Genomic DNA, 15,102 nt, shown 5'->3' with positions numbered 1-15,102 from the left:
TGTTGGACGGACGACCCTTCCGCTCCGTTCCGTGCCCCGACGGCACCCCCGTCACTCCGGCACGCCCAGCGCACGGGCGAGCATCGGCCACGAGGCGGTGAACTCCCGCTTCCAGTAAGGCCAGTCGTGTCCTCCTCCCGAGTAGAGGTGCGTGGTGGCCGGAATGCCCAGGAGGGTCAGCGCGCGGGCGAAGCCCTGGGCCGAGGGCCACAGGGCGCTCTCCAGGATCCCGGGCAGCGGATCACCGCCGCCGCCCACCCCGCTGCCCTGCGAGACGTACAGCGCGGTGCCGCGCAGCCCGGTGGCGCGGGCGCGCGGGTTGAAGTCCCGCCAGGTCAGGAGGTTCAGCAGCGGGTGCCCCCAGAGGGAGTCGGCCGGCAGGTTCTCGCGGGCCACGATCGCGTCCATGATGGCGGGAACACCCGGGGCGGTGGTGTCGAGGATGCCGCTGTAGGAGGCCGCGGCGGTGAACGCCCCGGGGTGGCGGGCCGCGTGGGCCATCGCGCCGTAGCCCCCGGTGGAGACTCCGGCGACCGCCCGGACGCCGGAGGCCCGGTAGTCCCGGGCCAGCAGCGCCGGCACCTCCTTCACCTGGAACGTCTCGTAGTCGGGGCCGTCGCGCCACACGCTCGGGATGCCGGTGGGGCCCGCGTCCGGCATCGCCACGATCAGGTCGCGGCCCTCCGTGAAGGCCTCGATGTCCGTCTCCCGGGTCCAGGACGTGTAGTCGTCGTGGGCGCCGTGCAGCAGATACAGGACGGGGTACTTCCGCTCGGGCCGGGTGCCGAAGTCCGTCGGCAGGATCAGCCGGACCGGCGCGCTGCGGCCGAGCGCGGCGGAGGGCACGGACACGTCCAGGGTGCGCGGCCCCAGCCGGGTGGCCGCCCGGGCGCGGGCCGTGCCGCTCGCGGCCCCGAACAGGACGGCGAGGCCGGCGGCGGCCGTCGCCCGGGCGAGGGTGCGCCGGGACACTCCGGTGGCGGGCTTCGGCGGCAGGTCGGGCATGGCGGCTCCTCGGGTTGCGGTTCAGGGGGCCCGCTCGGCGAGCACCCGGCTCAGATGGGCGGCTATCTCGTCGACGTGCGGCGGATCGAGCAGCGACAGATGGTGACCGGGCACCCGTACGACCTCCAGACGCGGGCACACCTCGTCCCAGCCCAGCGCCTCGTCGTCCCGCTCGTACGCCGGGTCGCGCACGGTGTGCGGCGCGGGCTCGGCGGCCCGGTAGAGGACGACCGGCCCGTCGTAGCCGCCGGGCCGGTGCGCCTCCCCGATGCCCAGGTCCAGGTAGGAGGCCCGCTGGTGCTCCAGCGCGGCGGCCGGCACGTCGGCGGCCTCCCGCAGCGCCCGCAGTACGGCGTCGATGCGGGCCCGGTCGTCGTCCATGGCCACCAACTCGTCGTACGGCAGCTCCAGTCGCACGTCGTAGGCGTCCGCGACGTGCCGGGCGAAGCCCTCGAAGTGCGTCCGGATCCGGTCGGCGCGGGTCAGTCCGGGGCGGGGGAGGGGACGCACGGAGTCGATGAGCACGACCAGCCGCACGTCCCGTCCGGCGGCGGTCAGCTGCCGCGCGGTCTCCTGGGCGACGAAACCGCCGAAGGACCAACCGCCCAGCACGCAGGGCCCGTCGGGGTGGGCGGTGGTGATGGCCTCGGCGTAGCGCCGGGCCTTCTCCGGCACGGTCCCGGCCTCCTCGATCCGCTCCAGGCCGTACACCGGCTGGTCGTCCCCGAGGCGCTCGGCGAGCGTCCGGTAGACGGTGACCGGGCCGCCGGCGGCGTGGGCCAGGAACATCGGGGGCCGGGAGCCGGTCGCGCGCAGCGGGCGCAGCGGGGTGTCCAGGGCGAGCTGGACGCGGGCGGCGGCGTCCTCGACGGTGACGGCGGCGAACAGGGCCCGCAGGGGGAGTGCGATGCCGAACTCGCGCTCCACGGCCGTGCGGACGCGGACGGCCATCAGCGAGTCCAGGCCCAGGTCGGCCAGGGCGGTGCCCGGGGTGAGGCGGGTGGGCGGGTGGCCGGTGACGGCGGTGATGTGGTGGGTCAGCCGGGCCAGGACCGAGGAGGGCTCCGCCGGCTCGACGGGAGGTTCCTCCGGCACCGGTGCCGTGCGCGCCCGGGCGTGGGCTTCCGTGCGCGCCGGGGCGTCGGTCGGCACCAGCTCATTGCGTGCCGGGACTTGGGTCGGCGCCGGCGCGGTGCGCGCCCGGCCGTCCGTCCACCAGTGCCGTACGTGCCGCCACCTGGGTGCGGGCAGGTCGACGACCCGCCCGGGCGGCACGGGCAGCCGCTGGCCCGCCGCGTACAGGGCGCCCAGCTGCCCGGCGAACGCCTGCGCCCCGTCGGCGTCCCGGCGCAGCGTGGCCAGGGCGAGGGCGCCGGGCACGGTGTCGACGACGGCGGCCGTCAGCACCGGATGGGGCGAGATCTCCACGAACGCGGTGTGGCCGTCGGCCGCGGCGGACGCGAGCGCCCGGTCCAGCCGCACGGGCCGCCTCAGGTTGGCCGCCCAGTGCTCGGCGTCGAACACGCAGTCGCCACGCGGATCGTCGAGGACGGTGGAGTGGACCGGGACGACCGGCCGCCGGCCCCGGATGCCGGACAGCGCCTCGACCAGCTCCGGCAACAGCCCGTCCACCTGGGGGGAGTGCCCGGCGCCGACGACCCGCATGGCCCGGGCCGCCCGGCCCTGCCCCTCCAGCCGGCGCACGAGCCCGGTCACCGCCGCATCCTCGCCCGTGACGACCTTCTGCCGGGGTGAGGAGTGCACGGCGACGTGCACACCAGGGAAGTCCCGTTCCAGAGACTCCAGTTCGGCGTCGTCCAGGTCCACCACGGCCATCGCCCCGCCCCGCAACCCGCTGAGCAGCCGGGCCCGTACGGCGATGACCCGCGCCCCGTCCGCCACGTCCAGCGCGCCCGCGCACACGGCCGCCGCCACCTCGCCCATGGAGTGGCCGATGACCGCGGCGGGCTCGACCCCGTGGGAGCGCCACAGCTCGGCCAGGGCCAGCTGGAGCCCGAACAGCACGGGCTGGGCGACCTCCAGACGGTCGAGGCCGGCCCCGGAGGACAGGTGGTCGTAGAGGGACAGGCCGCACTCCGGGGCGAGCTGCGGGTCGAGCTTCTCGACGGCGGCGGCGAACGCGGGCTCCTCGGCCAGCAGCCGGCGCCCCATGCCCGGCCACTGGCTGCCGTAGCCGGAGAAGACCCACACCGTGCCGGGCCCCACGCGGTCGCGGTCCCCGGTCACCACCCGCGCGTCCGGACGTCCCGCCGCCAACGCGTCCAGGGCGTCGGCCAGTTCGGCGCGGTCACGGGCGACCACGGCGGCCCGTACGGGACCCCGGCCGGTCCGCCCGGCCAGGGTGCGGGCCACGTCGGCGGGACGGGCGGCGCCGCCGCGCAGCCAGTCGGCGAGCCGGCCCGCGGTGTCGCGGACGCGCTCGGCGTCGAGGTCGGAGAGCAGATGAAGACGCGCGACGGGTTCCTCGTCCGCCCGGGCAGGGACCAGGCCCGGCGGCGCCTCCTCCAGCACCACATGGGCGTTGGTGCCGCCGAAGCCGAACCCCGAGACCCCCGCGAGGGCGGTGCCGCCGTAGCGGGGCCAGGGCTCCGGCTCGTTCACCACCCGCAGCCGGGCATCGGCGAGGGACGTGCCCTCCGCGCAGTGCAGGGACGGCGGGATGCGGTCATGGTGCAGGGCCAGCACGGTCTTCACCAGGCCGGCGATGCCCGCGGCCGACTCCAGGTGACCGAGGTTGCCCTTGACGGAACCCAGCAGCAGCGGCTGGTCCGGGTCGCGGCCCGCGCCGAGCACCGTGCCGAGCGCGCCCGCCTCGATCGGGTCGCCCAGCGGGGTGCCGGTGCCGTGCGCCTCCACGTAGTCGACGTGCGCCGCGGCCAGCCCCGCCCGGGCGTACACGCTCTGCAGCAGCGCCTGCTGGGCGGCCGGGTTCGGCGCCATCAGGCCGTTCGAACGGCCGTCGGAGTTGACGGCGGAGGCGCGGACGACGGCCAGCACGCGGTCGCCGTCCCGCTCCGCGTCGGACAGCCGCTTGAGGATCACGGCCGCGCAGCCCTCGCCGCGTCCGATGCCGTCGGCCGCCGCCGAGAACGGCTTGCACCGCCCGTCAGGCGCGAGGGCGCCCGCCCTGCGGAAGGCGACGGTGACGGCGGGCGACAGCAGCAGGTTGACGCCGGCGGCGATCGCCGTGTCGCTCTCGCCCGTGCGCAGGCTGACGCAGGCGTGGTGCACGGCGACCAGCGAGGACGAGCAGGCCGTGTCGACGGCCAGGCTCGGCCCTCGCGTGTCCAGGACGTAGGCGAGCCGTCCGGCGGCGACGCTCAGGGCGCCCCCGGCCGGCGCCCAGGGATCGACGGCGGCCGGATCGGCACCGGTGAGCTGCCCGTACTCCGGTGCCGAGATGCCGACGAACACCCCGGTGGCGGTGCCCGCGAGGGACCCGGCCGGCACGGCGGCGTGGTCGAGCGCCTCGTGGACCACCTCCAGCAGGATCCGCTGCTGGGGGTCCATCACCGCGGCCTCGCGCGGACTGATGCGGAAGAAGTCCGCGTCGAACCCGGCGATGTCGTCGAGATAGCCGCCGAACGGATGCGCCTCGGCGGGCGGGAAAGCGGTGAAGTCGCGCCAGCGGTCCTCCGGGACGCGCCGGATCGCGTCGACACCGTCGCTCAGCAGCCGCCAGTAGCCGTCCGGGCCGTGCACCCCGCCGGGCAGCCGGCAACCGACCCCGACGACCGCGACCGGCTCGGCAGGCCCGCCCGGCCCGCCCGGCAGTCCCGGGCGCGACACCGGGGCGGCCTCGGCCTCCGCGCCGCACAGCCGCGCCACCAGGGCGTCCCCGGTGGGCGTCTCCCACAGCAGCGTCGCGGGCAGCTCGCGGCCCGTCGCCCGGGACAGCTCACCGGCCAGGGCGACCGCGTCCCGCGAGGACATGCCGAGATCCGCGAGCGGCCGGTCCATGGGGACGTTCTCGGGGGCGGTGCCGTACCAGACGGCGACCCGCCCGGCGATCAGCCGGCGCAGCGTTTTCTCGTCGACAGACCTCATCCTTCGGCACCCGCCCGGTCCTGACCGCCGTACGCGCCCTCCAGGTACCGGGCCCGGGTCAGCGCCCGCGACACCTTCCCGCTGGAGGTGCGCGGCACCGTGCCCGGCGGCACCAGGATCACGTCGGCCAGCCGCAGCCCGTGCCGGGCGGAGACCGCACCGCGCACGGCACGCACCACGGCCGGCACGTCCAGCTCGGCGAGGCGCGCCGTCCGCGCGTGCTCGGCCACGACGACCACCCGCTCGCCGCCGGCGCCGCCCGGCACGGCGAACGCCGCCAGCCGGTCCCGGCGCACCGCCTCGTGCGCCTCCTGGGCCGTCGCCTCGACGTCCTGCGGATAGTGGTTGCGGCCGTCCACGATGATCAGGTCCTTCCACCGCCCCGTCACGACGAGCTGCCCCTCCAGCACCGTCCCCAGATCGCCCGTGCGCAGCCAGCCGCCCGGACCGGCCGCGGCGTCCGCGAACTCGGCGCCGAAGACGTCCCCCGGCCCCCGGTTCCAGTAGCCGCGGCCCACGTTCGGCCCCTGCACCCAGATCTCGCCGACCTCGCCCTCCGACAGCAGGGCCCGCGTCACGGGGTCGGCGATCCGGACCCGCTGGCCCGCCGGGGTGCCGCAGCCCGCCAGCAGCACGGCCCGGGGATCGTCCGGCCGCGCGGGCAGCGCCTTGCCGGCCGCCAGGGCGTCACGGTCCAGCGCGAACCGGCGCAGCGGCTCACCCGGCCGGGCCGCGCACACGAACACCGTGGCCTCGGCCAGGCCGTACGACGGGCAGTGCGTCCCCGGCGCCAGGCCCTGGCCGGCGAACGCCGCGTGGAAACGGTCGGCCGTGCCCGGGCGGACCGGCTCGCTGCCGTTGATCAGCGCGGTGACGCCGTCCAGCCGCAGGCCCTCCTTCTGCTCGGCGGTGACGGTCGCGACGCAGTAGTCGTAGGCGAAGTTGGGCGCGGCGCTCACGGCGTTCGGATGGGCGGCGAGCAGCCGCAGCCAGCGCACGGGCTCGTGCAGGAACGCCGCCGGGTCCATGAGCACCGACAGCAGCCCGCGCACCACCGGCGCCGCGACGCTGAGCACCAGCCCCATGTCGTGGTAGAGCGGCAGCCAGCCCACACAGGTCACCGGGCGGGCGTCGGCACCGTAGGCGGTGAGCGCCTGGCGGGCGTTGGCGACGACGTTGCCGTGGCTGATCTCCACGCCCGCCGGGGCACGGGTGGAACCGGAGGTGTACTGGAGGTACGCGGTCGCCCCGGGGTCCGGGGCGACCGGCTGCCAGGTCCGGCCGGCGTCGTCGGGCACCTCGTCCGCGACGACGATGCGCGGACCGTCGGGACCGAGGAAGTCCCGCACCTCGTCCCGGGCCCGGCCCGTGGTCACCACTGCCGAAGGCCGCGCGTCGGCCAGGACGCCCGCGAGCCGGTCCGCGTGCCCGGGCAGCCCCGGCGGATACAGCGGCACGGCGACCAGCCCGGCGGCCAGGGCCCCGAGGAACGCGGTCACGTACTCCGTGCCCTGGGGGCACAGCACCGCGACGCGGTCTCCCGGCCCGGCCTGTTCGGCGAGGCACGCGGCGAGCGCCCGCACCCGCACGTCCAGCCGGCGCCACGTCAGGGTGCGGTGCACGCCGCGCGAGTGCGGCGCGGGATGCTCGACGAAGGTGAAGGCCCGGCGGTCCGGGGCGGTCTCGGCCCAGTGCCGCACGAACTCCGGCAGCGTCGGGCACACGGGCGCGAGCGGGGGGCGACGGCTGTCCATCGGGCGGGGCTCCTCACGGCGCGGATCGGCTGACGAGTCGCGAAAAGGGCGGTCAGAGGGGAGGCGGTCAGAGGGGGATGTTGCCGTGCCGGCGTTCCGGCATCGGCGCGCGTTTGCCGCGCAGGGCGCGCAGCGCGCGGCAGACCTGCTCCCGGGTCTCGCGCGGCGCGATGACGGCGTCGACGTAGCCGCGCTCGGCGGCGAGATAAGGGGTGCCGTGGGTGCGCTCGTACGCGGCGAGCAGGCGGGCGCGCAGCGCCTCGGGGTCGTCGGCGGCGGCGAGGTCGCGCCGGTGCAGCACGCCCACGGCCCCCTCGGCGCCCATCACGGCGATACGGGCGGTGGGCCAGGCGAGGTTGACGTCGGCGCCCAGGTGCTTGGAACCCATCACCGCGTATCCGCCGCCGTACGCCTTGCGCACCACCACCGTCACCTTGGGCACGGTCGCCTCGGCGTACGCGTACAGCAGCTTCGCCCCGCGCCGGATGATCCCCGCCTGCTCCTGCCGCACCCCGGACAGATAGCCGGGCACGTCGGCGAAGGTCAGCAGCGGGATGCCGAACGCGTCGCAGAACCGCACGAACCGCGCCGCCTTCTCGGAGGCGTCGATGTCGAGGACTCCGGCGGCGTGCAGCGGCTGGTTGGCGACGACACCGACCGAGCGGCCCTCGATCCGGGCCAGGCCGCAGATGATGTTCGGCGCGAACAGCTCCTGCACCTGCAGCAGTTCACCGTCGTCGACGACCGCGTGCAGGATGTCGCGCATGTCGTAGGCCTGGCCCAGGCGGTCCGGGACGATCCCGTCGAGCCCGGCCCCGGGCGGCGCGTGCCCCGGGGCGTACTCCGGGGGCCGTTCCAGGTTGTTGGCCGGGAGGTACGACAGCAGGTCGCGCACGGTGTCGAGGGCGTCCTCCTCGCCGGCGGCCAGGAAGTGGGCGTTGCCGTTGACGGTGTTGCTGGTGCGGGCGCCGCCCAGCTCCTCGGCGGTGGTCCGCTCGCCGGTGACCGTCTCGATGACGTCGGGGCCCGTGACGAACATGTGCGAGGCGCCGTCCACCATCACCGTGAAGTCCGTGATCGCCGGCGAGTACGCGGCGCCGCCCGCGCACGGCCCCAGCACGACGGAGATCTGCGGGATCACCCCGGACGCCTTGACGTTGCGGCGCACCAGCTCGGCGTAGAGGGCGAGCGCGGCGACGCCCTCCTGGATGCGGGCGCCCCCGCCGTCGTTCAGCCCGACGACCGGGCAGCCGGTCTTCAGGGCGAGCTCCATCAGGGCGACGGTCTTCTCGCCGAAGGCCTCGCCCATGCTGCCGCCGAACACCGTGGAGTCCTGGGCGAACACGCACACCGGGCGGCCGTCGACCGTGCCGTACCCGGTGACCACCCCGTCGCCGCAGGGGCGGCGGGCGTCCTCCCCGGCGGCCCGGGCCCGGACGAACAGGCCGGTCTCGGTGAAGGAGTCCTTGTCCAGGAGCCGTTCGATCCGCTCCCGGGCCGAGAACTCCCCACGTCTGCGCGGTCCGCCCGGGGTCACCGCCTGGTCCCGGCGGCGCCTCAGGCCGGCGACCCGTTCCGCGGTGGTCCCGGGCGCGTGCGCCGCCGTCTCCCCCGGGCCGGATGCTGTCACCTCTGTGCTCACAACCACCTCCGAAGCGGTTCTCGAATATGGCAGTGAGGCGGGGGAGTGCCGTGCGGATCGCCGTTCTGTGTGGGGGAGTTGAGTGCTCCGGCGCCGGGTTTCATACCGGTGTGACAACGCACCGCCGGGCGCGATTCAGCTGCCCGGGTGCTGAATGCGTTCTCCTTCTTCTATTGGACGTCCGGGCGTGCGGCGTCCAGGCTGGACTGCACCATCGCCGGACAGCCGGAACGACAGCCGGAAGAGGTCACGAGCACATGCACAACCGCCGTATCGGTGACGTCGAGGTCAGCGCGATCGGACTGGGCGCGATGCCCATGTCCATCGAGGGACGACCGGACGAGGACCGCTCCCTCGCCACGATCGATCCACGCCGCGCTCGACGCCGGAGTGACCCTGATCGACACCGCGGACGCCTACCACCGCGACGCCGACGAGGTCGGTCACAACGAGACCCTCATAGCCAAGGCCCTCGCCTCCCACGACCGCGGCGCCGACGTCCTGGTCGCCACCAAGGGCGGCCATCTGCGCCCCGGCGACGGCAGCTGGACCCTGGACGGCAGCCCCCGCCACCTCAAGGCCGCCTGCGAGGCGTCGCTGCGCCGGCTCGGCGTGGAGGCCATCGGGCTCTACCAGTTCCACCGCCCCGACCCGCGCGTCCCCTACGCCGAGTCCGTCGGCGCGATCCGGGACCTCCTCGACGAGGGCAAGATCCGCATGGCCGGCATCTCGAACGCGAACCCCGAGCAGATCCGGCAGGCGGGCGACATCCTCGGCGGCCGTCTGGTCTCCGTGCAGAACCAGTTCTCCCCGGCCTTCCGCTCCAGCGAGCCGGAGCTGCGCCTGTGCGACGAACTCGGCATCGCCTTCCTGCCCTGGAGCCCCCTCGGCGGGATCTCCCGCGCCGGTGAACTGGGCTCGTCCCACGCCCCCTTCGCCCGCATCGCCGAGGCGCACGGGGTGGGTCCGCAGCGGGTGTGCCTGGCGTGGATGCTCGCCAAGTCGCCGGTCGTGGTGCCGATCCCGGGCGCGAGCCGCCCGGAGACCATCCGCGACTCGGCCGCCGCCGTGGACCTCACCCTGACGCCCGAGGAACTCGCGGAACTCGACGGGGCCTGAGCACGCCGCCGGTCCGCCTCCGCGGGCACGTCCGTCGCCATCGGTGTACTCCTGGCGCGCAAGGGAAGTAAGCGCCTGCCATCCGTACCGGCAACCTGGAGGACCACCACCCGATGGCCTCGTCGTGGGAAAGACCGCTCGACCACCGCTACCGGGGCGAGCACCCGATCCGCACCCTCGCCTACCTGTTCCGTGCCGACCGGCGGCGGCTCCTGGCCGCCGTCGTCGTCTTCACGGTCAAGCACAGCCCCGTCTGGCTGCTGCCGCTGATCACCGCGTCCATCATCGACACCGTCGTCCAGCACCAGCCCCTCGGCCGGCTCTGGACCAGCACCGGCCTCATCCTGTTCATCCTGCTCGTCAACTACCCGCTGCACGTGCTGTACGTCCGCCTCCTGTACGGCAGCGTCCGCCGCATGGGCACCGCCCTGCGCTCCGCCCTGTGCACCCGCATGCAGCAGCTCTCCATCGGCTACCACTCCCGGGTCAGCGCCGGGGTGCTCCAGGCCAAGGTCGTCCGGGACGTCGAGACCGTCGAGCAGATGGTCCAGCAGACCGCCGAGATCGGGCTCGGCGCGACGACCGTGCTCACCGGCGGGCTCGTCATCATCGCCGTCCGCACGCCCGAGTTCCTCCCGGTCTTCCTCGTCGTCGTGCCCGCCGCCGCCCTCCTCGTGGCCCGGCTCCGGGCACGGCTGCGCACGCACAACGAGCACTTCCGCCACGAGGTGGAGACCCTGTCCTCCCGCGTCACGGAGATGACCCGCCTCATCCCCGTCACCCGCGCCCACGGCCTGGAGGGCAAGGCGCTGCGCCGCATGAACGGCACCCTGAACCGGCTGCTCACCTCCGGCCTCCGCCTCGACCTGCTCAACGGCCGGTTCGCCTCCCTGGCCTGGGTCGTGCTCAACGTCGTCGGCGTGCTGGTCCTGGCCGGCGCGGCGCTCATCTCGTACCACGGCGTCTGGGGCGTCACCCCCGGAGACGTCGTGATGCTCAGCGCGTTCCTGACCACCCTCACCAACTCCACGACAACGTTGGCAGGGCTCGCGCCGGTCATCACCAAGGGACTGGAGTCCGTCCGCTCGGTGGGCGAGGTCCTCCAGGCCCCCGAACTGGAGGACAACGCGGGCAAGGCGGAGCTCACCGCCCTGCGCGGAGCCGTCACCTTCGAGCACGTCGACTACGCCTACGAGACCGACGGACGCGCCGCCGTACGGGACTTCACCCTCGACGTCGCGCCGGGCGAGACCATCGCCCTCGTGGGGGCGTCCGGCGCCGGCAAGTCCACCGTCCTCAACCTCGTCATCGGCTTCATCCGCCCCACCTCGGGCCGCCTGCTGCTCGACGGCACCGACATGGACACCCTCGACCTGCGCACCTACCGCCGCTTCGTGTCGGTCGTGCCGCAGGAGTCGATCCTCTTCGACGGCACGATCCGCGAGAACGTCGCCTACGGCATGGACGACGCCGACGAGGAGACGGTACGGGCGGCCCTGCGCGACGCCAACGCGCTGGAGTTCGTCGACCGGCTCCCCAGGGGCCTCGACACCCTGGTCGGCGAGCACGGCGCCCGGCTCTCCGGCGGGCAGCGGCAGCGGCTCGCCATCGCCCGGGCCCTGATCCGCGACCCCAGGGTGCTGATCCTGGACGAGGCGACCTCGGCGCTCGACACCCGCTCCGAAGCCCTCGTCCAGCAGGCCCTGGCCCGGCTGCTGCACGGGCGCACCACCTTCGTCGTGGCGCACCGGCTGTCCACCGTCCAGGGCGCCGACCGGATCGTGGTCATGGGTGACGGCCGGATCCGGGAGGTCGGCACCCACGAGGAACTCCTGCGCCGGGGCGGGGCCTACACGGCCCTGCACAGCGGCCAGCCCGCCTGACGGCGATCAGCGGGTGGTCATTTCTCGTCAGATCCGTCACTGCTGAGAAAAAGGTGTGAATGTTTCCGCGTGGTTCGGGCATACGCAGCGCAAACCACAGAGAGGGGCGCTACGTGCTCGTACCGGACCGGAAGGCCGTCAGAGAGCTGCTGACGCGGTATGCGTCGCTGAGGATCGCTCAGGCGGAGAGGCACACGCCGGCGACGGCACGCGAACTGGACGACGTCAGTTACACGCTGTGCGTGATGATGGGGACGTCCGACATCAGCGATGCCATCGCCAAGGCGGATGTGCTGCTGCTCACCAAGGAGCGGTCCGCTGCCGCGGACACGGACGGGGAGAACGGTCTGACGCTGGTCGGCTGAGATCAGGAGCCCGGGCCCGGACCCGGAGCTGCCCCGGCGGTCCGGGAACGGGCCGCCGGGGCAGCGGTCTTCCCGTGGAACGCCGTGCGGTATGTGTACGGCGTGGTGCCGACCACTTTGCGGAACCGCTCCCGGAACGCGGTCGGTGACCCGAACCCGGCCTGCCGCGCGATCCGCTCGACGGAGTGGTCGGTGTTCTCCAGCAGGTACTGGGCGCGCCGCACACGGGCCCGCAGCAGCCACTGCAGCGGCGTGGTGCCGGTCTGCTCGCGGAAGCGGCGGCTGAAGGTCCGCTCGCTCATCCCCGCCCGGGCCGCCAGCGCGCCCAGCGTCACCTCGTGCGCGAGGTTGTCCTCGATCCACTCCAGTACCGGTTCGAGCGCCGACCCCCGGGGCACCGGCGGGTGCTCGTGCACGATGAACTGGGCCTGCCCGCCCTCCCGCTCCAGCGGCATGACCGACATCCGGGCGATGTTCGCCGCGACGGCCGACCCCAGATCCCGCCGGATCATGTGCAGGCACAGATCCAGCGCGGCGGCGGCGCCGGCCGAGGTGAGGATCTGCCCGTTGTCCACGTACAGCACGTCCGGCTCCACCTCGACCCGCGGGAACCGGCGGGCCAGGTCGCCCGCGGCCACCCAGTGCGTGGTGGCGCGCAGCCCGTCCAGCAGCCCGGCCTCCGCCAGCACGAAGGCGCCCACGCACACGGACGCGATCCGGGTACCGGCTTCGGCCGCCTGCCGCAGGGCCGCCAGCACCCGGGCGGAGGGCGGCGCGGCCTCGGGGGAGCAGCCCGGCACGACGATGGTGTCGGCCTCCGCCAGGGCCTCAAGACCCCGGTCGACCCGCAGGGTGAAACCGCCGTCCGCCCGCACCTCCGGTGTCTCGGCGCACAACCGGACCCGGTAGGCGGGCCGCCCGTCCGGCAGATGGGTCCAGGCGAACGTCTGCTGGGGCGCCGCCATGTCGAACGGGACCACGTGATCGAGAACCAGGATCGCCACGGAGTGCATGACGGCCACCCTAGGTGCATTCCCGCCAGCCCGGTAAAGCGGGGATCGCGGCGGCTCAGGCAGGGTGAGCGCAGGTCAGGGGAGTTGGCGAGAACCCGTTGGAAGCTGTCGTTCCAGCCCCTGGGAGATCACGTCGGGGCTTCCTAGCGTGGGCGCTGTCGATCGCCTTCACGGAAAGAGCCCCGGTGACCAAGATCCTGCTGTCCCTCCATGTCCTGGCCGCCATCGTCGCCATCGGTCCCGTGACCGTCGCGGCCAGCATGTTCCCGCCGGCGGCGCGCCGCGCGGCTGCCGCGGGCGGCGAGGGCCCCGACCCGTCGGCCCTCGGCACGGTCGCCCTGCTGCACCGCATCTGCCGCGTCTACGCCGGTATCGGGCTGACCGTCCCGCTGTTCGGGTTCGCCACCGGCGCCGCGATGGGCGTCCTGGGCAGCGGATGGCTCGTGACCTCCATCGCCCTGACCGCCGCTGCCGCCGGTGTCCTGGCCGCGTTCGTCCTGCCCCGCCAGGAGGAGGTCCTCGGTCAGCTGAAGGGCGAGCAGGCCTTCGACCACCGGCACACCGTGCAACTCGCCATGTTCACCGGCGTCTTCAACCTCCTCTGGGCCACCGTCACCGTCCTGATGATCGTCCGGCCGGGCTCCACGACCGGAGCCTGAGATACCGCGTTCGCCTGTCACAGATGTCCGGTCTGCGTCAAGTCATCCCAAGGAATTCACACTCCGGGACACCGTGCCGCCTACACTCGCAGTCTCGCCCCCCACGGGGCCGACGAGCAGAAAGGCACGTTGACGGGTGTTCCAGGATTCCCCCATCTACGACCGACTCATCGCGGAGCGCGGCGACGTACCCGCACAGGTGCGCCGCGAGGCCGAACGTGTGAGCAGGGAACTGGAGCTGGTCATGCGGCCCTCACAGTCCCTCGGCTACGACCGGCCGCACTCCCCGGGCGCGGGCTGGCAGCGCGCGGGCATGCTCCCCGGCCCCCGACCGCAGTGAACCCGGCAGCGGGCCCGGTGGATGCCGGGCCCGGTGCTCAACGGACCGTCGCGTTCGATCCGTTGACGCGCGACGGCTCCTCGGGGACGGGCCGGGCCAGCCACTCGGCGATCGTGCGGGCGATCGGCTGACCCGTCTCCACCTCGACGAACCCGAACTGCCCCGACTGGTTGCACTCCAGGAACCACCACGTCCCGTCGGCGTCCTCCGCGAAATCGAAGGCGCCGTACGCCAGTTCGGCCTCGCGCAGATAGGCCCGGACGGCCGTCGTGACGCGCGGCGGGACGTCGGCCGGCCGCCACGGCGCACCGGGTGCCGCGAAGCGCACGTCGACCTCGTCGGGATCCGCGTCCGCCGCGGTCGCCTTGCGGGCGGCCAGCATCCGCTCGCCCACGACGGTGAGCCGGATGTCGGCCCGCTTGGCGATCCGCCGCTGTAACAGCGTCGGCCCGAACGCGACGGCGGAGAAGTCCGTGTCCGGCGCTACCCGGCTCGTCGGCACCGCCCGGGGCGGGTCCTGCGGATGCGCGCCCGACACCGGCTTGACCACCAGGTCCGGGTAGCGCTCGGCGAACTCGCGCGCGGCGCGCGGGAAGGTCGTGATCAGCGTCGCGGGCACCGGCAGGCCGCACTGCTGGGCCAGACGCAGCTGCCAGGGCTTGTGCCGGGCCCGGCGGGCCGCGTCGGGATGGTTCATCCAGCGCGCGTCCGAGCCCCGCAGCATGCCGTAGAGCGCCTGCGCGGCCTCCTCGGTCAGCCACGCGGACGGCTGGGCCGCCCGCGCGGCCGGGGTGCCGGGCCGGCGTACCCAGACCGACCGCAGCCCCCCGATGCTCACCAGCCGCCCCCCGGCGGACAGATGGCCGCGGAACCGGCCGTGCACGTACTCCCCGGACAGCGCGACGCTCCCGGTCAGGTCGGCGGGGTCGACCCGGACCACCGGAACCCCGGCCCCGTTCAGGTGCACGACCACCATGTCCGCGGTCACGTCCTCCTCACAGGTGAGGATCAGTACGGTCATCTTCGGCGGCCCGCGGTCAGTCGTCGAAGTGGGTCTTGGAGCCGGCGGTGGACGTGGTGGTGCCGAACTCTCTGAGCAGGGCGAAGTCACAGGCGGCTACCCGGCCGTCGCGGAGCACGTTCAACTGCTGTCCGGCGTCGTACACGTACGGAATGGCAGCTTCCAACTCCACTGCCGGGCGCGCGTAGTTGAGCGCGAACGGTTGCATCGTCTCTCCCTCGTCGGTACTGCGC

General features: G+C 74.2%; 11 protein-coding genes and 1 pseudogene. 5 read left to right on the top strand and 7 right to left on the bottom strand.

Annotated features, from left to right (window positions below):
* Positions 1–51: 51 nt before the first annotated feature.
* The 4 genes from IE255_RS27840 to IE255_RS27825 form a co-directional block, all read right to left on the bottom strand.
* The gene (locus IE255_RS27840; RefSeq protein WP_190053120.1) at positions 52–1,005 is read right to left on the bottom strand and encodes an alpha/beta hydrolase; all 954 of its coding nucleotides are present in this window, start codon (positions 1,003–1,005) and stop codon (positions 52–54) included.
* 21 nt (positions 1,006–1,026) lie between these two features.
* Entirely contained in the window at positions 1,027–5,073 is a 4,047-nt protein-coding gene (locus IE255_RS27835; protein ID WP_190053119.1) for a type I polyketide synthase, read from the bottom strand.
* Positions 5,070–6,827 (bottom strand): fatty acyl-AMP ligase, encoded by a 1,758-nt coding sequence (locus IE255_RS27830; RefSeq protein WP_190053118.1) that lies wholly within the window; start codon positions 6,825–6,827, stop codon positions 5,070–5,072. Before IE255_RS27830 ends, IE255_RS27835 begins: the two co-directional genes overlap by 4 nt.
* 67 nt (positions 6,828–6,894) lie before the next feature.
* The gene (locus tag IE255_RS27825) at positions 6,895–8,469 is read right to left on the bottom strand and encodes an acyl-CoA carboxylase subunit beta (RefSeq protein WP_190053117.1); all 1,575 of its coding nucleotides are present in this window, start codon (positions 8,467–8,469) and stop codon (positions 6,895–6,897) included.
* 257 nt (positions 8,470–8,726) lie between these two features.
* Here IE255_RS27825 and IE255_RS27820 point away from each other — a divergent pair.
* The 3 genes and pseudogenes from IE255_RS27820 to IE255_RS27810 all read left to right on the top strand — a co-directional run bounded on the left by IE255_RS27820 (position 8,727) and on the right by IE255_RS27810 (position 11,836).
* Positions 8,727–9,588, top strand: a pseudogene (locus IE255_RS27820) (aldo/keto reductase).
* Between the two features lie 113 nt (positions 9,589–9,701).
* Positions 9,702–11,471: an ABC transporter ATP-binding protein gene (locus tag IE255_RS27815; protein WP_190053116.1), complete on the top strand. Its 1,770-nt coding sequence runs from the start codon at positions 9,702–9,704 to the stop codon at positions 11,469–11,471.
* Positions 11,472–11,584: 113 nt separating this feature from the next.
* A complete protein-coding gene (locus tag IE255_RS27810; protein WP_190053115.1) occupies positions 11,585–11,836 on the top strand; it encodes a DUF5133 domain-containing protein in 252 nt (83 codons plus the stop codon).
* A 2-nt stretch (positions 11,837–11,838) separates the two neighbouring features.
* Here IE255_RS27810 and IE255_RS27805 read toward each other — a convergent pair whose 3' ends face one another.
* Complete coding sequence (locus IE255_RS27805; RefSeq protein ID WP_190053114.1) at positions 11,839–12,849, bottom strand: GlxA family transcriptional regulator; 1,011 nt, start codon at positions 12,847–12,849, stop codon at positions 11,839–11,841.
* Between the two features lie 185 nt (positions 12,850–13,034).
* On the opposite strand from IE255_RS27805, the gene IE255_RS27800 reads away from it, so the two are divergent.
* Entirely contained in the window at positions 13,035–13,508 is a 474-nt protein-coding gene (locus IE255_RS27800; RefSeq protein WP_190053113.1) for a hypothetical protein, read from the top strand.
* Positions 13,509–13,644: 136 nt separating this feature from the next.
* Entirely contained in the window at positions 13,645–13,848 is a 204-nt protein-coding gene (locus tag IE255_RS27795) for a hypothetical protein (RefSeq protein WP_031111422.1), read from the top strand.
* Positions 13,849–13,885: 37 nt separating this feature from the next.
* Here IE255_RS27795 and tgmB read toward each other — a convergent pair whose 3' ends face one another.
* Positions 13,886–14,869 carry an ATP-grasp ribosomal peptide maturase gene (tgmB, locus tag IE255_RS27790; RefSeq protein WP_190053112.1) on the bottom strand — a complete coding sequence of 328 codons (984 nt, stop codon included), beginning with the start codon at positions 14,867–14,869 and terminating at the stop codon, positions 13,886–13,888.
* A gap of 16 nt (positions 14,870–14,885) precedes the next feature.
* Entirely contained in the window at positions 14,886–15,077 is a 192-nt protein-coding gene (tgmA, locus tag IE255_RS27785; RefSeq protein ID WP_030847392.1) for a putative ATP-grasp-modified RiPP, read from the bottom strand.
* Between the last annotated feature and the right edge of the window lie 25 nt (positions 15,078–15,102).

It is taken from the genome of Streptomyces lomondensis (genome assembly GCF_014651035.1).
In the GTDB taxonomy this organism is placed as follows: domain Bacteria; phylum Actinomycetota; class Actinomycetes; order Streptomycetales; family Streptomycetaceae; genus Streptomyces; species Streptomyces lomondensis.
This window is presented reverse-complemented; position numbering and strand designations above follow the sequence as displayed.